Here is a 17,843-nt window from a genome sequence, read left to right as displayed (position 1 = left end):
TATGAATACCTTTGATAAGAACGATTTAAGCGGTTTTGTCGGCAAACATTTAGTGTATACCTATGATAATGGCTGGAATTATGAAATTTATGTCAAAAACGCCGCTACTCTTGACTATCGCATCCATAGCGGGATTGTAGGGAATCGCTGGGTGAGGGATCAGCAAGCGTTTATCGTTCGCGTCGCCAATAAAGTCTATAAAATATCCTGGACAGAGCCCACCGGCACGGATGTCAGCCTGATCGCCAATCTGGAAGATAACATCTTTCACGGCACCATATTTTTCCCGCGCTGGGTCATTGATCATCCCGAAAAAACGGTTTGTTTTCAGAATGATCATCTCCAGGAAATGGCATTGCTACGCGAACAAGGCCCAGCCTATCCCACGGAGGTGATAGACGAATTTGCGACGATAACCTTTATTCGCGATTGCGGCGCGGATAACGAAACGGTAATAAATTGCGCGGCAGATGAACTGCCGGCTCATTTTCCTGAAAATCTAAAGTAATAGCGACGCTATAAGACCCTGCGGAAAGGACGCAGAAATAGCGTCCTTATTCCTCGCTATCCGGCTGGCGAAATAACGAAATACTACCTGCATAGTAGGCCCAAGCGCTGGATTCGGGCAAAACGCCGATACCGTCGAATTAAGGTGTGTATACGTCCAAAGCAGCTAAAAAGCGTTGCCTTAAATGCGAGCTTTAAATGAGGTTATAGTATGGTTATCTTGTCTATGTGGAAATGATGCGTCATTTCCCTGATAAAGACAAAATACGTAAGGCTGGGGACTTTTTCCGGGGGGATAGCAATGGCAGAATAGGACAACCTATCAGCCAGCGTGTTGAACGCCGCTTCAATCTCTGATGGTAAAATGACGTTAGACCCATCGAGGTAAATACTACTCACCTCTTTCATTAATTCATCTTGGCACAACGCGCCGCCGTTCACGGGAAATAGACCTTTATCGGATTCAATCATCTCTTCAATGCGATAAATCAACATTTCCAGGTCATAGGCAGTGAGCATTCCTGATTTAAACAGGTGTTTGGCGGCATGAGCATAACCTGCCGGGATTTTTATCGCGCGATCCCCTCCTTGCCAGAGAAAGCTTATCGATTCGGATTTAATGGAAAACTCAAAAGTATTCATCCCCTGGGCCCTTAAGTGAGCATAGCGCGAAAACAGGATTAAATGTTAAGTTCGTGGCAAACAAGTCTAAGCGTTTTCATCAAACTCGTTAGTCTCTGATAAAGCTATTTACCGGAATTTTCATTAAAGATTTCTTACCTGTAACTCAATATTCCCTGAAAATATTGCCAAACTACACTGCGTTTTCTGACAGGCTTCTTAGCAGAAAAGAGCGGGTCCGGCACGTTTTCAGACACACTGGGGGAATACAAATCACCCGTTTAAATTGAAGCGCCGGGCGATATACTCAGCCGCTTTTTTTATACCCGATATAGAAAGGGTATGTGATATCCCGGGTTCGAAAAGGGTTTCGACCTCGATACCCGCATCTCTCAGCCGGACGCAGGCATTTTCGCTTTCCCGCCAGGGTATTACGGCATCCGACGTCCCATGGATAAGAAGCGCTTTTGCGTGTATTTGCCCGCTCCAGGGCTCAGGGGAAGATAAGCGTCCGGAAAAAGCCACAACCGCAATCAGTGGCAGCCGGTTTGTGACCAATGCGTCCAGGGCCATAATAGCGCCCTGGGAAAAACCGAGGAGAATAAGCTGGTCCTCGCCCGGCACGAAGTCATGCTGCCTGAATATCTCCCTTAAAACCCCGTCAAACGCGCTGCGCGCCTCCGCGATACGACGTGGCCGGGAATTTTCTGTAATGTCTTGCACGCTGAACCATTGATAACCGGCGTTACCACCGGCAAAGGAAGACGTGCCATCGGGCGTGGAGACAATAACGTCAGGCAGTAATTGGCGTAAAAGCTGTGCCACTCCCTCCATACCCGCCCCCGAGCTGCCGACACCATGTAGCAGAACAACTAATTTTTTCATTTCAGCTTGTCCTCGTTAAAACCATAATCGCGCAAGTCTGGCCCCATCGGCACGATGCCATTGGGATTCAGTGCTTTAATGGAATAATATCCCTGTTTGATATGATCCATGTTAACGGTTTCGTTTATGCCCGGTACCTGCAATAGGCGCCGGGTAAACGCGAAAAGAAATTGATATTGCCTAAGCTGGCGGATATTACATTTAAATAAACCGTGGTAAGCCGCGTCGAATCGAATCAATGTCACGAACAGACGGATATCCGCCTCGGTCATCCTATCCCCCGTGAGATAAACACGCCCGTCGCTCAGGCGTTTCTCCAATGTGTCAAGCATACCGAAAACATCATTGCAGGCTTCCTGATAGCTGATTTGCGAGGTGGCAAATCCAGCCCGGTAAACGCCATTATTCAGCGCCGGATAGATTTCCGCATTTAATAAATCGATCTCCGCCTGAAATTCAGGCGGATAGAGATCGATATCGGAACGAGCCAGCGTCCCGAAGCCGCTGTTAAACATACGCACGATATCAGCGGATTCATTACTGACAATGGTTCGACTCTTTTTATCCCACAGCACCGGCACGGTGGCGCGGCCAGTATAGTGAGCATCGGCACGCGTATAGAGTTGATGCAGCCATTCCACCTGATTGAGATCATCGCGGTTGGCTCCCGGATAATCACCAAAGTGCCAGCCCTCGTCAAGAAGCCAGGGTTCAACGACTGATAGGCTAACCACATCCTCCAGTCCTTTCAATTTTCTGGCTATTAAGGTACGTGACGCCCACGGACAAATCAGCGCCACGTACAGATGGTAGCGCCCCGGCTCGGCCTTGAAACCGCCGTCACCCGTAATGCCCGGCAACCCCTCGGGGGTGACCCAATGACGAAAACTGGAAGCCTGACGAACAAATCCGCCTTTCTCATCTTTTGCCTGTACGGGATGCCATTCGGCGGTCCATTTTCCATTAACAAACATGCGGGTTCCCCTTAACGCTGACTCAAGGTTGGTTTAAGCGCATATTTACCATCGCCAGTGAGCGCCAGAACGATCAGCCCGATAATCCAGAAGGCGGGAAACTCCCACCCGCCATTAGGGTTGGTGAAGAAAAAGCCGGCGGGTCCGTGAACGGTAAAAATCGCGCCCAGTAGTATAGGGATAAGGATCACCGCCACTACGCGGGTATACACGCCCAGAATCAGTGCGATGGCTCCCACCAGTTCCACCGCCATGGTAATATAGGCAAGACCGCCGGGCAGGCCGAGCGAGGCGAAAAATTTGGCCGTACCCGCGGGCGTAAACACAAAAAACTTCAGGCTAAAATGGGCCAGAAACAAGATACCCAGCGCCAGGCGCATGATCAGGGCGGCATAAGGTGCGGTACGCGTGTCGGTCATGGTTATTTCCTCTCAGTCGGTTGATGCGAGGAAGATACCTTATTTCCATTATGGATATTATCCCATTATTCAGAGCAAGTTTTGTTCCGAAATGGAAATTATCAGATCATCAGCGCGTTTATCCATTGCGTTGACTCAGGCTGCTTTTTCATGTTCGACGGATATGAGACGCGGAGATAAAGCAGGCGGGGCAGGTTTATCCCCGCCTTATGACCTGAACCGACGGCCTGGATAAAGCACTTTATATCATCATCATTTTATCTGTTCTTATCCCCTGGCCGGCCTTTGTTTGCTATGGTGACGCACCGATAGCCTTATTGCCGGAATCAAAATGGAAAGACTGGACTGTGATCGTATGTTTATCGCGGTGATCGAGACGGGCAGTTTTACGGCCGCGGCACAGCGGCTGTCTACCAGCCATGGGCAGGCCTCTAAACTGATTTCACGGCTTGAGAAGGCGCTTGCGGTTACTTTGTTCAGGCGCAGCACCCGCTCGCTGCAGCCGACGGAATTAGGACTGGCGTATTACGAGCGGATCCGCCCTTTGCTGACGGAATATGATGCGCTGAATGAAGATTTACTTAACGCATCTAAAGGTCTCTCCGGCCAGCTGAAGCTGTCGGCCCCCGTCACTTTCGGCTCCACTCAGCTTACCGCGCCGCTGATCGCTTTTGCCCGCCGTTACCCCGACATAGAGCTTGATGTCAGTTTTTCTGACCGGCTGGTGAATGTTGTCAATGAGGGCTTCGATCTGACTTTACGTATAGGCAACCTTGATGACAGCAGTCTCATCGCCCGTAAGCTCTGTGATATCCGTATCGTCATGGTGGCATCAAGAGACTACCTCAACGATCACGGCATTCCCTCGCATTGGGGGGAACTAGCCGATCATAACTGTATTCTGGACACCAATTTTCGCGATCCGTTTCTCTGGCCTTTTCTGGATGATAACCAACAGTTACACGTTCATTCGGTCAGAGGGAAAATGAAGTTCTCAAATGCGGAAGTTTGCCTGCGCGCGGCCACCGAAGGAATGGGCATTGCCCGTCTGCCCGCTTTCGTGGCGGGCGAGGCGCTACAAAACGGGCAGGTCATGCCCGTACTTGGACATTATGAAGCGCCACCCCTGGGCCTTTACGCTGTTTATCCCCCGGCAAAATATTTGGCTCAGAAGTCCCGGGCGCTGATAGATTTTCTTGCCGACCGCTTTTCCGGCCAACCGGAATGGGAAAAAAACTGGCTATAAAATCCCTTAAAGCCAGCGGGGGGCGTACTTAACAGGGTTAACGCGTGGCTGCGGAATCCAGGAAATAACGCCCATAGCGCTAAATGGGCATGACGGCGGCACTTATAACGGCGCGGGGAGCCGAGGCAACGGAGCGGTTATCAGCGTTTTCCAAGCGCCCGGCGGCCTAGCGGTGGCTAATGCGAAACGACACCCGCTGAGGATGATTCACCGACACCAGATATTCCACCGGCTGCTGAAAACGGTCGGCGATCACGCCCCGGTATACCAGCGCCGGGCTGTCCGGCGGCGCGTTCAGTAACGCCTGCTCTTCTTCATTCATGATGCCGACCCGGATAGTGCCCTCGTCGGACACGCCGAAAATGTGATACCGCTCCGCCAGCAGCCGGTACAGCGAACCATTCTGCTCCAGCATCTCCGCCGTCAGATCCGGGATTATGGCGCGGGGCAGGTAGCTGGTTTCCAGGCAGAACGGCTCGCTATCGGCCAGCCGCAGGCGTTTAATCATCACCAGCGGATCGCCGGCGCTGATTTTCAGCAGCGCGGCGAGGCGGGAACTGGCCTGGGTATCCTGGAAATAAATCAGCCTGCTTCCCGGCACCGCGCCATTAAGCTCGGTGATCTTGCTGATACCCTGTTCAATCGCCTGGGTCAACGGGCGCTCTATGGTGGTATGGGTCAGCCAGGTGCCCTGGTTGCCGCGCCGCTCCAGCACGCCGCTCGCGACCAGTTCATCAATGATTTTGCGCAGCGTCATTCTGCTGATGCCCAACTGGGCCGCCAGATCCCGTTCCGCCGGGATCTGATCGCCATCGTTGAACTCAGGGGTGCTCAATAAATTCAGCAATGCCTGCCTGGCCTGCAGATAGGCCCGGCGTGGACGGCGCTTACCTTCGCTCGGCTCGCTCATGGTCTGTTTTTTAGTCCGGATTACACTGGGGCAATGGGGCCAGTATAGCCGCTCAGCCGTTGTTCCGTCATCGGAAATTCATCGGCGCCGCGCGATAAAGGGCCGGCATTAAGCAGACCATCACGCCATCACGACCCGTCAGGCCGGCATAAAACAGAAAAATGAATTGCGTATCTCACGGCGCAGGCGTATATCTTGTATGGTCTATTTTATGGTATATTTATCAGGAGTAAATGATGAAAAAAACGCTTGCCCTGTTATCCCTCGGCCTGGCTTTGGCGGGGCTCACCTGCCAGGCATCAGCCCAGCAACAAATCCGGTTCGGCACCGATGCCACCTTTCCGCCGTTTGAGTCGAAAGCCGCGGATGGCAGTCTGCAGGGCTTTGACATTGATTTGGGCAATGCGATCTGCGCTCATCTCCAGGCTAAGTGCGTGTGGGTGGAAAACAGCTTTGATGGCCTGATCCCGGCGCTGCATGCCCGCAAGTTCGACGCCATCCTTTCTTCGCTGTCGATCACCGATGAGCGTAAAAAAGCCATCGACTTCTCCGATAAATTATTCAATACCCCGGCGTATCTGATCGCCGCGAAAGACAGCGGCCTCAAGCCGACCGCCGAATCCCTGCGCGGCAAGCGCCTGGGCGTGCAGCAGGGGTCGGTATTCGAGGCCTATGCCAAGAAACATTGGCAGGATCAGGGGGTCGAGCTGGTTTCCTACCCCAGCGCGGAAGCGGTCTATGCCGATTTGGTGGTCGGACGTTTGGACGCGACCCTGGATGATGCGACGGTGGTGACCGACGCGCTGTTGAACAAACCCCAGGGCAAGAATTTCAGCCTGGTCGATCCGCAGGTAAAAGACGATGTCATTTTTGGCCCCGGCACCGGTATAGGCGTGCGTAAGCAGGACGACAAGCTGCTGGCACAGCTCAACGGCGCCATTGCGGCGATCCGCAGCGACGGCACCTATGATCAGCTGGCGAAAAAATATTTTAATTTCAATGTGTATGGCGACTAATTTATGAATACTGCAGCAATTATTTCTTCCCTTATTGAACAGCGTTTCCGCCCGCAGGGTGGGCTGCGCCAGGTGTTCCTGGTGGCCTGCGGCGGTTCGCTGGTGGATATGTACCCGGCTAATTATTTTCTTAATAGCGAATCCACCACCCTGCACAGCTATATGATGACCGCCAATGAGTTTGTCCATGCCGCGCCGAAGACGCTGGGCAGGCAATCGCTGACGATTGTCTGCTCCCACGGCGGCGATACCCCCGAGTCGGTGGCGGCGGCGGAGCTGGCCCAGCGCCGGGGCAGCGCCACCGTCACCCTGACCCATAACGAGCGGGCAGGCCTGATCGATTTCTCCGACAGCAATCTGCTGTATGCCTGGGGCGATGACAGCCAGGTTATCAATAATCCGATGGCGCTGATTCTGAGCCTGTGCGTCGAGGCGTTGCAGCAGACCGAAGGCTTCGACGGCTATGCCGATTTCCTGGCCGGCATGGAGCAGATCGACGGGGTTATCGCCCGGGCCCGTCGTCAGGTCCAGGCGCGCAGCGCAGCGTTTGCCAAACGCTATGCGCAGGAGTCGCTTTTTTATATTCTTTCCAGCGGAGCGTCCTACGGCCATGCCTATGGCTTTGCCATCTGCTCGCTGATGGAAATGCAGTGGCTTAACGCGGCGTCCATCCACAGCGGCGAGTATTTCCACGGTCCGTTTGAAGTGACGGATGCCAATACGCCTTGGATTTTGATGATGAACGAAGGCCGCACCCGGGCGCTGGACGAACGGGCGCATGCCTTCCTGGGCCGGTATGGCGATAAGGTGGAAATTATCGATGCCCGGGAACTGGGCCTGGGCGTGATGCCGGTAAGCGTGGTGGACTATTTTAACCCGATACTGTTTTACAGCGTGATGTGCGAATACCGTGCCGCGTTGGCCAATGAGCGGCGGCATCCGTTGGAGACGCGGCGGTATATGGGACAGGTGCCCTACTGAGGGACGACATGATGAAAGTACTCGGACTAGGCGATAACGTTATCGACCGCTATACCCATACCGGCATCGGTTATCCCGGGGGGAACGCGCTTAACTTCAGCGTATACGCCCGGCTGCTGTCGGCCGAGGCCGCCTATCTGGGCGTCTTTGGCGACGATCGGGCGGCGGAGCATATCCGCCGCGTGCTGGCGGCGAGGGGAGTGGACATTTCCCGCTGCCTGGTGGCGGCCGGCGAAAATGGCCATGCCAGCCTGACCATCGAACAGGGGGAGCGCCGCTTTCTCGGCTCCAACGCCGGCGGCATTCGTCAAAAAATAGCCATGGATTTTGCCCTGGAGGATATGCCCTGGCTAGGCCAGTTCACACTGGTGCATACCAGCGCCTACAGCTATGCCGACGCCCTGTTGCCGGCGCTTGGCATGCTGCCTGGCCGTTTATCCTATGATTTTTCAGATGATTTTGAAATTGAGCGGGCGTTGCCGCTGTGTCGCTGGCTGGATTACGGCTTTTTCTCCTGCGCGGACCGCAGCCTGGAGGAAACCCGGGAAGTGCTTGCCGCGGCCCGGCATGCGGGCTGCCGCCTGCCGATCGCCACCCGCGGAGCCGAGGGCGCTTTGCTGTTCGACGGCAGCCGCTGGTTCAGCCAGGCGCCGGAGATGATCACGCCGGTGGATACCCTTGGCGCCGGAGACGCTTTTATCACCGCGTTCCTGCTGGCCCATGCCGCGGGTGACACGCTGGCGGAAAGCCTGCGCCGGGGCGCCGGTTTCGCCGCGCGGATATGTATGGTGGAAGGGGCATTCGGCGAGGGCATGATCTACTGATTTCCCACGCCGCGCAATACGCGACAAGATTGCCGGTGTCGGCAGGATTCAATGGCTTCAGGTAAAGCGGCGCCGGCTGATGAAATAGCGACATTCCCCCCATCGCTGCCGGCGCAGCCTGTTTTACCGCGGCAAATCTTCGCCTGATTGCGGGGGATGCGCGGACGCCGCGCCGTATTTTTGCCGGCATTGGCGGCGAAACTGGGTCGGCGAAATCGTTTCATGCAGCCTGAACTGATGGCGAAACGTGGCCTCCGAGCTGTGGCCGGAGACTTCGGCTATGCGCGCGATGGACAGCGACCCGCTGCTCAACAGCTCCCTGGCATAATCCAACCGGCACTGCGCCAGCCATTGCATCACGGGCAGTCCCATGGCTTCCTGGAAATGGCGTTGCAGCGTCCGCTCGGACATCATGGCGCGTTTTGCCAGCGAGGAAACCGTATGGGTCAGTATCAGGTTGCCCCGCAGCCAGTCAACCAGGGAGGCAATGCGGTTTTCCCCTTTTTCCACCACTTTGGTTTTGATTAACTGCTGTTGGCTCCCTTCCCGGTGAAAAGGGATCACCAGACGCTGCGCCACCATATTGGCGACACGGTGGCCATAGTCGTTCTTGACCAGATGCATCAGCATATCCAGCCCGGCCGCCGATCCGGCCGAAGTCATGATTTGCCCCTGATCAACATACAGCGCCGAGGGCAAGACGATGGTATCGGGATAACGTTGCGCCAGCAGCCTGGCGTGATGCCAATGGGTGGTGACGCTTTTGCCGTGCAGCAGGCCGGCCGCCGCCAGCACAAATACCCCGGTACAGATGCTGCAAATGCGCGCGCCGCGCCGGTAGGCGTCACGCAGGCTTTGCAACAGGCGTTCCGAAGGGGTTTCATTGATATCCCGCCAGGCCGGTATGATGATCGTATCCGCCGTGGCCAGCACATCGAGATCGGCTTCTATCTCCATGCGGATACCGCCGACGGCATGGATCAGGTGCTTATCAGCGGTACAAACCGTAAAGCGGTACCAGTCGACGTTCAGTTCCGGGCGCGCCACGGCAAAAAATTCCACCACGCAGCCAAACTCGAAGGTTCGCAGCCGGTCGTAGGCTACCGCCACGACATGGTGGCCTTTTTTGGCATGATTTATACGCATCTTGTCCCTTCCTGTCCTATCAAGCCCGGTAAATATCATTACATAATATCCCTATTAGTGAGCCGTATAGAAGAGTAATGCGTTTGCGCGGGTATGGCTTGATGGCATTTTATTGCTGTTCCATAGGGGAGGTGGCATGAGGATCGCTCTGATCAATCCGCAGACGGAAACCGTGGGGATGCGCGAACTGTATGATCAATATGAAAACCTGGCGCTGGCGCTGATTGCCGCCCAGCTACGGCCGAGCGGGCATAGCGTGGAGCTGTACGATTTGCGGGTGGACGGTTTAACGGAAAGCGCTATGGCCCAGCTGATCGCCCAGGAAAAATTTGCCCTGATCGGCTTTAGCGTGAATTACGCCACCCTGCATTCGGCGTTGAGGATAAGCCAGCGGCTGGCGCTGTTTGCCGATCCCAAACCTTTTATCGTCCTGGGCGGCGAGCATGTTTCGTATGAGGATGTCGGCATTCTGTCGGCCTATCCGTCCATCGACGCCATTTGCCGGGGAGAAGGGGAGATTACCTTCCACCGCATGGTCGACGCCCTCAGCAACGGCTTTCCGCTTAACGATGTCGCCGGCATCACCTGGCGGGACCGGGCGACCGGCGAGTGCCGTATTAACGCCAACCGGGCGGCGAATAATCATCTCGATGGCCTGTGTTTCGCGGCCCATGATATTGCGCTGAAAAGCGTGCGTACCGCCAGGCCGGTCAAAACCGGCATTTTAATGAAACGCGGCTGTCCTTACCCGTGCGTATTTTGCAACGCGCAGCGTTTCCTGGGCAATGAGTCTACGGGCATCCGGGCGCGCTCGCCCGCCAATGTCGTCAAAGAAATGGCGGCAATGCAACCGCTGGTCAAGCAAACCCGGGGATACCTGCATATCTTTGATGCCACCTTTGTGACGCCGGCCAGAGAAAACCGCGCCTGGATCGAGGAATTTTGCGACGAGATGGAGCGGCGATCGTTAACCTTGCCGTTGGACGCCTTTATCCGCGCCGACAGCGTTGACATCAACAAACCCAGGGATCGGGATCTGCTGCTGCATCTAAGAAGCGTCGGTCTTATCAGCACCTATTTGGGCCTGGAGGCCGGTGATAATGAACAGCTTGATTTGTATAATAAAAAAATCGTCCCCTCCGAATCAAGTAAGGTTTACCACTACCTCAAATCCCTTGGCATGACCGGGTCTACCAACGGCTGCATTACCTTTTTCCAGGACGTGACGCTGCGGCAAATACAAAATAGCGTGCTGTTTTTGTACGGCGTCGGGCTGGCGTCGTTATGGAATATTGCCTCGCGCGCCGAAACGCTGCCCGGTATTCGTCTTAATCACCAGACGCGGGTACACGAACGGCACGTGCCCTGGGATGTGGAGAATTATCATTTCAAGGATGACAAAGTGGCCACGCTCTACGCTTTCATCCGCCGGATAATCGACCGCTATGAGATTATTCGCCTGGAAGACCGTATGCTGCGCGAGATTCGCGATGCAATAAAAGTGACGCAATTTTACTGCGGCATCACCGGTTACTCCCATCTGGAGAAGGCCTTCGATCAGCACGTCAGCACGATTCAGGGCGATACGGTGGAGTTTGTCATGGGCCTGATTAGCGAATTATCCTGCCAGGACACCCTCTCCGATCGTTTGCTGCGGGCTGAATATAACTATATTGCACGTCTGGAAGAGAACATGAAGAAGCTGTTCATGTTTTATGGGACCAAATAACATGCGCATGAAAGTCTATATTACATTATCCCTTTCCGCCTTTTTTTGGGGTGGTTCGGCAATAGCGGGTAAATATGCCCTGGCGGTATTTATTCCTTCGTTCGTCACCTTTGTCCGTTTTTTCCTGGCCGCGGCGATCATCTTTATTTTAATTGATAATAAAAAACAGCTGCTGCATATCAACTGGGTGACCCATATGCGCATGCTGGTCACGGCTGTTTTTGGCGTGACCTTATGTTATTACTTTTACTTTAACGGCCTGAATATCAGCAGCGCATTCAATGCCGGCATTATCGAGGCGACCATCCCGCTGATTACGCTGCTGATGGCGTCTTTATCCGGCATGGAGCGCGTTAAACCCTGGCAACTGCTGGGATTGATTGTTGCCTACCTGGGGGTGGCGATTACCATCAGCGGCGGCAATTGGCATAGTGTGCAGGATTCATCCTACAATTATGGCGATATTATGCTGTTAATCAGTACCTTATGTTTTGGCGTTTATAATGTGTTAATCAAAAAATGGCACATTCCCATCCCGGGCATGGTGCGGATGTTTTTCCTGTTCTTCTACGGCAGCCTGGCTTTTTTACCTTGGGTATTCATTGATGCGTATCATCAGGTGGCATTTTGTTATCCCGGGCGGGGGATCACCCTTATCAGTATTGCCTCGATAATTTTTATGTCGATCGGCGGCTCGGTGCTGGCTTATTTATTCTTTAATCAAGGTATCGACGAAATCGGGGCGACCAAAGCGGCCTCTTTTATCAATTTAGTCCCCTTTATTACAGTATTCCTGTCGGTATTTGTGCTGAAGGAACCGGCCGGCCTGGCGCAGTGGGTCGGCGCTGTGGTGATCATTTCCGGCGTCATGCTATCGAACCGGGTGAAGACGGATAAAGCCGCTATCCCGCCGGAATTACCGATCCGCTAGTGGCCGTCTTCAGCGGGATTAGGGTGTTATTCTCCGCGCAGCGCCCGGGGAAACAGCAGATTATTTTCCAGGTTAACATGTTCCATTAAATCATCGGTAAATTCATTAATGCCTGCATAAAGCGCGCGCCAGGTCGTACAAGCCATGGCCGGCGCCGTCCCGTTATGGGTCAATTCACTGATGATTTCAAGCTGCCGCCCGGCATCGTCATGCTCAAGCTCCATGACGGAAATCGGCCCGGCCGCATGGACGCCCATTCCCTGCTTAATCATCGGGAACAGCACCTGCTCCTCTTTCATCATATGATCCCCCAAATCCCGGCAGAGTAGGGTCAATTGCCGGGCCAGCCCACGCGGGCATGCCGGTTTATCCTGATGTACCCGTTCTACTTTTTCCGCCATCAAAATCAGTTCCGGCAATTGTTCCCGGTGGCGCTGATGATAGCGCGCCAGGATATGATCAATCAGTTCAGTCAAGGCGCTGTCCTGACAGGGTCGGGTTTCACCGGGCTGCTCCATCAACGCCGCCAGTTGCGTTTCAATCAGTTCAATGTCCAGGAGTTGTTTTTCGGCGGCCCGCAACAGGGTCTGTTTGCCCCCACAGCAAAAATCCAAACCGTACTCACGGAATAGCCGGGTGGCGCGCGGAATGGTTATAGCAAGAGAGCCAAGGGCCTGATCGCGATACTGCATGGTAACACCTTAGAGAGAGGGAAAATTTATGATGCATTATACATGCATCTTTTAGCGTGTTGCCATAATCCCTAGTAGGTAGACGCATTGACGCTGTTTGGGCAATGCCTGCGGACGGGCTGATCTTGGGGCGCGACGGGCCGTGCGATCGCCGTCCGGGGGCAGCCCTGGCGGCAAAGCGCAACCAGACGACAATAAAGTCAAGGTATTATCCCCTATTGTCACTGTACGGTATTGTTTCTGTTGTATGCTTTTGTTTTGCTTAAGTGTCGCAGGGGAGGAATGAAATGCACCATATCGTTTTGCTTTTATCATCATTTTTCATGGCCGGGGCGGTATTCGCCAGCTCGGTGTCGACTGTGACGGTTCCTCATCTGTCGTCCGCCATAAACCAGCGCCTGTTGGTGATGAAAGATGTCGCCGGTTACAAGGCGGAGCATCACTTGCCCGTAGAAGACCTGGCGCGGGAACGGAAGGTGGTGGCTTCGGCCCAGGAAGATGCCAAGGCCCTGGGCCTGGATCCGCAGTCTGTGCTGCCCTTTATCCAGGCTCAGATGGATGTGGCCAAGGCTATTCAATACCGTTATCTGGCTGACTGGTTATCCAGCCCTGAACCGTCATGGCAACCGAGAAGCCTTGATGAGGTCAGAGGGGCCATCGCCGACCAGGACAAGGTGATACTCAATTCGATCGGCCAGCGGTTGCTCGCCGGTGGTTTCAGTGAAGCGGATAAGGCGGAAATGTATAATTTGCTGCATGCGCCCCATCTTAGCGACGCGGATAGGCACCGCCTGGTTGACGCGCTGGTTAAAATTAAACGCCGGCTGTAGACTCGGCCGGGTTTGGCCCCGCCATCCCCCAGCGTGATGGCGGACGGCAAGGGCCGCTGCCGCAAATGCGCAAGCTTTGCCACCTCCGCGCCTCGCTGGTTCGGTGTGTTCAATGTCACGCGGGCAGTGCTGCCCTTAATGCGGGCACAACGTTCCGGCCATGTTATTACCGTCTCTTCGACCTGCGGCATCACCGGATTCGACGGCGCATCCATTTACTGCGCGACGAAGTTTGCCGTCGCGGGCTGGTCCGAATCCCTGAGCATCGAACTTGAACCTTTCGGGATCAGGGCAACCTGCATCCATCCGGGTCCTTTTCGCACTGATTTTCTCGAGTCAACCTCGGTCAGGTTCGGCGATCGCGTGGTTGATGATTATCAACAGTCGAGTCAAGCCAAGCGCGGGGCCCTCGCCAATACGAACCATAACCAGGACGGAGATCCGGTTAAATTTGGCCAGGCCGTGGTCAGGCTTGCCGAAGATAAAACGCCGCCGGTGCGATGGGCTGCGGGGACGAACGCCTTCGAGACGCTGATGGCGCGCGCAGACGAGCTTCGCCGCAGCGCGCACGAATGGCAGGCGCTGTCGCAGTCAACCGATATCGGCTAAGGGAAATAACCTGTCCTTAATGGCGGCGGATGCGCGGCCCGGGTCGGCGTCTGCGCACGCCAGCAAATAACGGCGTAGGTGGTCAATCGCCATTGGACGTTCCTCTATATGCCGGCGGTGCTTGATATGGAACGCGCCATAAAGTCCGTCAGGTTGCGGCGTGGAGGTGCTTCCACACCGCGCCGTAAGTGCCCAGTTCGCTGAAGCCGCCATCGGCGGCGAGATCGATGCCGGTGATAAAGCTGGCGGCATCGCTGGCGAGAAACAGAACCACTTCTGCCATCTCCTCGGGACGGCCCGCGCGGCCCAGCGGTGTCAGCTCGACCAGCGCGCGAAATAGCGGACCGGCCGGGTCCATCATCGGCGTGGCTATGACGCCGGGATGGAGCGCGTTAACACGGATGTTGGCGGGGGCGAGCTCGATCGCCGCCGATTTGGTCAGGCCGCGCACGCCCCACTTTGACGTGGAATAGCCAGCGACCGGATGGCCCATAATGCCGGCGGTGGATCCCAGGTTGACAATACTGCCGCCGCCGCCGTGCTTCATCAGGGGTGCGCACGCCTGTATGCCGAGAAACTGCCCGGTAAGGTTGACGTTCAACATGCGCTCCCATTCCTCCCGCGTCGTATGGGTGAGGGCATGGCGAACATTGGCGCCGGCGTTGTTAATAAGAATGTCGAGCTGGCCTGTCCGTGCCTCGATCTCGGCCACCACCCGCTGCCAGGCGCCGGCATCAGTCACGTCAAGGCGCGCAAAGCTGGCACCCGCCCCCATCTCTGCGGCGCGCGCCTGGCCTTCCTCCTCCAGCACGTCGCAAAGGAATACGCGCGCGCCCTCCTGAACAAATAAACGCGCTTCCGCCTCGCCTTGTCCGCGCGCGCCGCCCGTGATCAACGCCACCTTATGCTCAAGCCTGCCCATGTCATTTCTCCTTGCGCTGTCTTACTCATACGATTTATCGGCGCAACCGCGCCGGAATCCCCAGACAAGAACTATAATTGAGCACTTTCATTTGGATAATCCGCTTAATTCTGCGAACAGACCCAACCAGGAGTGTGAAATGGACCGACTTGAGAGCATGGCCGTGTTTGTCCGCGTGGCGCAAAAGGGCAGCTTTAGCGCGGCAGCCAAGGTCTGCGGGTTGTCCCCCACCATGGTGGCGAATCATATTCAGGATTTGGAACGCCGGCTCGGAACCAGGCTTATCCAGCGCACCACCCGCCGGCAAAACCTGACGGAGGTGGGACAGGCCTTCCTCGCCGACTGTTTAGACGTGCTCGCCCGCGTCGAGACGGCGGAAGATGCGGCGCGGGAACGCCATGGCAGCCCCACCGGGCGCTTGCGGGTTAGCGCCACTGTGTCGTTCGGCACCCATGTCGTCACGCCGCTCATTCACGATTACCTCAGGCTCTACCCGGACGTGGAGGTCGACCTGCGGCTAACCGACCGGATCGTTGACCTGACCGAGGAGGGCATAGAGGCCGCATTCCGATTCGGCGACCTGCCGGATAGCGGGTTGATTGCGCGGTCACTGCGCCCTTGCTTCAGGCAGGTTTGTGCCGCGCCCGATTATCTGGCGAAGCATGGCGTACCGCTAACCCCCGCTGACCTGGCACAACATGCGTGTCTGCTGTTCCGGGAGGGCGCGCCGCGCAACCGCTGGCAATTCGCCGGCATGCCGCCAGTCCAGGTATCGGGCCGCTTGGTCGCCGATAACGGCGCCGCATTGTTGTCGGCGGCGCGGGAGGGTTTAGGCGTGGCGCTGCTGGCGGATTTCGAAATAGCCGCTGACCTGGCCGCGGGGCGTCTGGTCAGGCTGCTGCGCGATACCGCCACGCCGGCATGGCCGCTGGCTCTCGTTCATCTGGCCGACCGGCGCATGACGGCCAAGCTGCGCCGGTTTGTGGAACTCGCGCTTCAACGGCTGGGGTGATCGGTCAGTGGCCGATGGATTCCAGCGGCGCCCAGGGAGTTCAATGGCGGCACTATGCCGGCACTATGCCCGGCACTATGCCGCTGGCTAATAAGTATGAATACGGCGCCGTGAGGCGCCGTAATGAAGAGACCCGGATGTGAATTTTTTTTCAATGCCGGGCCTGCTCATAGCGCGCGTCCACGGAGTGGACTTCATTATCTGGCGCATGGCTTCCACTATCGGTAAATTCAGTGAGATCCAATTTATGCGTTTCAGGCGCACAGGCCACGGCGACAACGGTAACCAAACTCATGGCAACGGCCAGGCAGGCGACAGGCCAGGACGCGCCACCCGCCATGCTGGACAGGACGACGGCGGCTAAAGGCGCAATGCCGCCTGACAAGGATGCGCTGATTTCGCGACCAAGGGACAATCCGCTAAAGCGCACTTTCGATGGGAAAACTTCCGAGAAAAACGATCCCTGGGTGCCGAGCATGGCGGCAACGCCGACACCGACACCGAGCGTCATGGCGATGATGACTCCCCAGGTGGTCCCGGTATTCACCAGCCAGAAAAAGGGGAAGGCGAAGACAGCTGAAAAAACGGCGCCGAACATGTAGATGGCGCGGCGCCCAAACCGGTCAGACATCGCGCCGAACATCGGCGTGGTGCACATGGCTACGCCTGCCGCGATGGCAACCGCTATCGGCCCCACGGACGATGCCATATGCAGGGTGCCGACGATATAGGTAATGACAAAAGTCTGATAGACATAACTTACGCCGCTCTGCGCCACCTGGGAGCCGGCGACCACAAGCAGGCTCCTGCGCTCAGTGCGGACAAGATCACGCAGCGGGCTCTTGCTGACGGCCTCGGTTGTCGACAGTTTCTCAAACGCTGATGTTTCGGAAACCTTCATACGAATTAACAGTGCAATGACCACCAGCACAGAGCTGAACAAAAACGGCACCCGCCATGCCCAGGCTAAAAATATCTCTTTTGGCAGTTGGGTGAGTACAGCAAACGTACCTGCCGATAGCAACAGACCGATATATACGCCCACTCCCGGGAAAGACGAATAAAATCCCCGGCGATGCGGTGGTGCGCTTTCCGCGCTGAGGATAGCCGCGCCGCCAAACTCCGCTCCCGCGCCAAAACCCTGAATCAGCCGCAAGGTCACGAGCATCGCCGGAGCCCAAAGGCCCACGGAATCATAGGTCGGCACAAAACCAATCAGCGTGGTCGCAATCCCCATTATTAATAATGTAATCACCAGCACTTTTTTCCGGCCGATTTTATCCCCCAATTGGCCAAAATAGACGGCGCCAAAGGGGCGGACGAAAAATCCGAGGGCAAGTGTGGAGAAGGCCAATAACGTAGACACAACTGCATGCCCCTTGGGGAACATGATTTCATTAAAAACCAGCGCTGCCGCCGTGCCGTAAAGGAAATAATCAAACCATTCCAGCGCAGAGCCGACCAGGGAGGCGGCTGCTACCCCTTTCATAGATGGATGTTTTGCGTGACTCATAGGGTTTTCCCCTGTTCTGTGGCTATAGTTATTCCTCATCACCAAAGATGATTAGGGTGTTTGATAATAAGATGTT

Annotated in this window: 19 protein-coding genes; 10 read left to right on the top strand and 9 right to left on the bottom strand. The window is 55.6% G+C overall.

The features are described 5' to 3' along the window. The first annotated feature begins 1 nt into the window (after position 1). Positions 2-508 (top strand): phenolic acid decarboxylase, encoded by a 507-nt coding sequence (locus tag ACL2XQ_RS16020; protein WP_413723143.1) that lies wholly within the window; start codon positions 2-4, stop codon positions 506-508. Positions 509-711: 203 nt separating this feature from the next. Here ACL2XQ_RS16020 and ACL2XQ_RS16015 read toward each other — a convergent pair whose 3' ends face one another. The 4 genes from ACL2XQ_RS16015 to ACL2XQ_RS16000 all read right to left on the bottom strand — a co-directional run bounded on the left by ACL2XQ_RS16015 (position 712) and on the right by ACL2XQ_RS16000 (position 3,406). Next, positions 712-1,149 carry a hypothetical protein gene (locus tag ACL2XQ_RS16015; RefSeq protein ID WP_413732534.1) on the bottom strand — a complete coding sequence of 146 codons (438 nt, stop codon included), beginning with the start codon at positions 1,147-1,149 and terminating at the stop codon, positions 712-714. 252 nt (positions 1,150-1,401) lie between these two features. Further along, on the bottom strand, positions 1,402-2,013 hold the full coding sequence (locus ACL2XQ_RS16010; RefSeq protein ID WP_413739422.1) for an alpha/beta hydrolase: 612 nt from the start codon (positions 2,011-2,013) through the stop codon (positions 1,402-1,404). Beyond that, positions 2,010-2,987 (bottom strand): glutathione S-transferase family protein, encoded by a 978-nt coding sequence (locus ACL2XQ_RS16005; RefSeq protein ID WP_413739421.1) that lies wholly within the window; start codon positions 2,985-2,987, stop codon positions 2,010-2,012. The genes ACL2XQ_RS16010 and ACL2XQ_RS16005 overlap by 4 nt, the downstream gene beginning before the upstream one ends. An 11-nt stretch (positions 2,988-2,998) precedes the next feature. Next, positions 2,999-3,406 carry a DoxX family protein gene (locus ACL2XQ_RS16000; RefSeq protein WP_413723139.1) on the bottom strand — a complete coding sequence of 136 codons (408 nt, stop codon included), beginning with the start codon at positions 3,404-3,406 and terminating at the stop codon, positions 2,999-3,001. 331 nt (positions 3,407-3,737) lie between these two features. Here ACL2XQ_RS16000 and ACL2XQ_RS15995 point away from each other — a divergent pair, with 331 nt between their 5' ends. After that, positions 3,738-4,652 (top strand): LysR substrate-binding domain-containing protein, encoded by a 915-nt coding sequence (locus tag ACL2XQ_RS15995; RefSeq protein ID WP_413739419.1) that lies wholly within the window; start codon positions 3,738-3,740, stop codon positions 4,650-4,652. A gap of 166 nt (positions 4,653-4,818) precedes the next feature. Here ACL2XQ_RS15995 and ACL2XQ_RS15990 read toward each other — a convergent pair whose 3' ends face one another. After that, positions 4,819-5,562 carry a GntR family transcriptional regulator gene (locus tag ACL2XQ_RS15990; RefSeq protein ID WP_413723138.1) on the bottom strand — a complete coding sequence of 248 codons (744 nt, stop codon included), beginning with the start codon at positions 5,560-5,562 and terminating at the stop codon, positions 4,819-4,821. Between the two features lie 236 nt (positions 5,563-5,798). Here ACL2XQ_RS15990 and ACL2XQ_RS15985 point away from each other — a divergent pair, with 236 nt between their 5' ends. The 3 genes from ACL2XQ_RS15985 to ACL2XQ_RS15975 are packed head-to-tail and all read left to right on the top strand — an operon-like array spanning position 5,799 to position 8,383. Beyond that, positions 5,799-6,578 carry an ABC transporter substrate-binding protein gene (locus ACL2XQ_RS15985; RefSeq protein ID WP_410016787.1) on the top strand — a complete coding sequence of 260 codons (780 nt, stop codon included), beginning with the start codon at positions 5,799-5,801 and terminating at the stop codon, positions 6,576-6,578. Positions 6,579-6,581: 3 nt separating this feature from the next. Next, positions 6,582-7,559: an SIS domain-containing protein gene (locus tag ACL2XQ_RS15980; protein WP_410014556.1), complete on the top strand. Its 978-nt coding sequence runs from the start codon at positions 6,582-6,584 to the stop codon at positions 7,557-7,559. 11 nt (positions 7,560-7,570) lie between these two features. Next, positions 7,571-8,383: a PfkB family carbohydrate kinase gene (locus ACL2XQ_RS15975; RefSeq protein ID WP_413731035.1), complete on the top strand. Its 813-nt coding sequence runs from the start codon at positions 7,571-7,573 to the stop codon at positions 8,381-8,383. 123 nt (positions 8,384-8,506) lie between these two features. Here ACL2XQ_RS15975 and ftrA read toward each other — a convergent pair whose 3' ends face one another. Continuing rightward, complete coding sequence (gene ftrA / locus ACL2XQ_RS15970) at positions 8,507-9,529, bottom strand: transcriptional regulator FtrA (protein ID WP_410014557.1); 1,023 nt, start codon at positions 9,527-9,529, stop codon at positions 8,507-8,509. A 136-nt stretch (positions 9,530-9,665) separates the two neighbouring features. On the opposite strand from ftrA, the gene ACL2XQ_RS15965 reads away from it, so the two are divergent. Next, entirely contained in the window at positions 9,666-11,258 is a 1,593-nt protein-coding gene (locus ACL2XQ_RS15965) for a B12-binding domain-containing radical SAM protein (RefSeq protein WP_413739418.1), read from the top strand. A gap of 7 nt (positions 11,259-11,265) precedes the next feature. Continuing rightward, positions 11,266-12,189 carry a DMT family transporter gene (locus tag ACL2XQ_RS15960; RefSeq protein ID WP_410014559.1) on the top strand — a complete coding sequence of 308 codons (924 nt, stop codon included), beginning with the start codon at positions 11,266-11,268 and terminating at the stop codon, positions 12,187-12,189. 26 nt (positions 12,190-12,215) lie between these two features. Here the strand turns inward: ACL2XQ_RS15960 and ytfE are convergent, their stop codons facing one another. Further along, positions 12,216-12,881 carry an iron-sulfur cluster repair protein YtfE gene (gene ytfE / locus ACL2XQ_RS15955; protein WP_413739417.1) on the bottom strand — a complete coding sequence of 222 codons (666 nt, stop codon included), beginning with the start codon at positions 12,879-12,881 and terminating at the stop codon, positions 12,216-12,218. A 287-nt stretch (positions 12,882-13,168) separates the two neighbouring features. Here ytfE and ACL2XQ_RS15950 point away from each other — a divergent pair, with 287 nt between their 5' ends. Both ACL2XQ_RS15950 and ACL2XQ_RS15945 read left to right on the top strand, forming a co-directional pair. Next, positions 13,169-13,711 (top strand): chorismate mutase, encoded by a 543-nt coding sequence (locus ACL2XQ_RS15950; RefSeq protein ID WP_413728118.1) that lies wholly within the window; start codon positions 13,169-13,171, stop codon positions 13,709-13,711. Positions 13,712-13,747: 36 nt separating this feature from the next. Beyond that, positions 13,748-14,320, top strand: coding sequence for an SDR family NAD(P)-dependent oxidoreductase (locus ACL2XQ_RS15945; protein ID WP_410014562.1), 573 nt, complete (start codon positions 13,748-13,750; stop codon positions 14,318-14,320). A 148-nt stretch (positions 14,321-14,468) separates the two neighbouring features. On the opposite strand, the gene ACL2XQ_RS15940 is transcribed toward ACL2XQ_RS15945, so the two are convergent. Next, positions 14,469-15,242 carry an SDR family NAD(P)-dependent oxidoreductase gene (locus tag ACL2XQ_RS15940; RefSeq protein ID WP_413739416.1) on the bottom strand — a complete coding sequence of 258 codons (774 nt, stop codon included), beginning with the start codon at positions 15,240-15,242 and terminating at the stop codon, positions 14,469-14,471. A gap of 139 nt (positions 15,243-15,381) precedes the next feature. Between ACL2XQ_RS15940 and ACL2XQ_RS15935 the strand changes: the two genes are divergently transcribed. After that, positions 15,382-16,254, top strand: coding sequence for a LysR substrate-binding domain-containing protein (locus ACL2XQ_RS15935; RefSeq protein ID WP_410014564.1), 873 nt, complete (start codon positions 15,382-15,384; stop codon positions 16,252-16,254). A 151-nt stretch (positions 16,255-16,405) separates the two neighbouring features. Here the strand turns inward: ACL2XQ_RS15935 and ACL2XQ_RS15930 are convergent, their stop codons facing one another. Further along, on the bottom strand, positions 16,406-17,767 hold the full coding sequence (locus tag ACL2XQ_RS15930) for an MFS transporter (protein ID WP_413723131.1): 1,362 nt from the start codon (positions 17,765-17,767) through the stop codon (positions 16,406-16,408). Positions 17,768-17,843 lie beyond the last annotated feature (76 nt).

It is taken from the genome of Sodalis sp. RH14 (genome assembly GCF_047324285.1).
Classification (GTDB): Bacteria; Pseudomonadota; Gammaproteobacteria; order Enterobacterales; family Enterobacteriaceae; genus Acerihabitans.
Note: the sequence above shows the minus strand (reverse complement) of the source record. Positions and strands in the feature narration are given on the sequence as shown.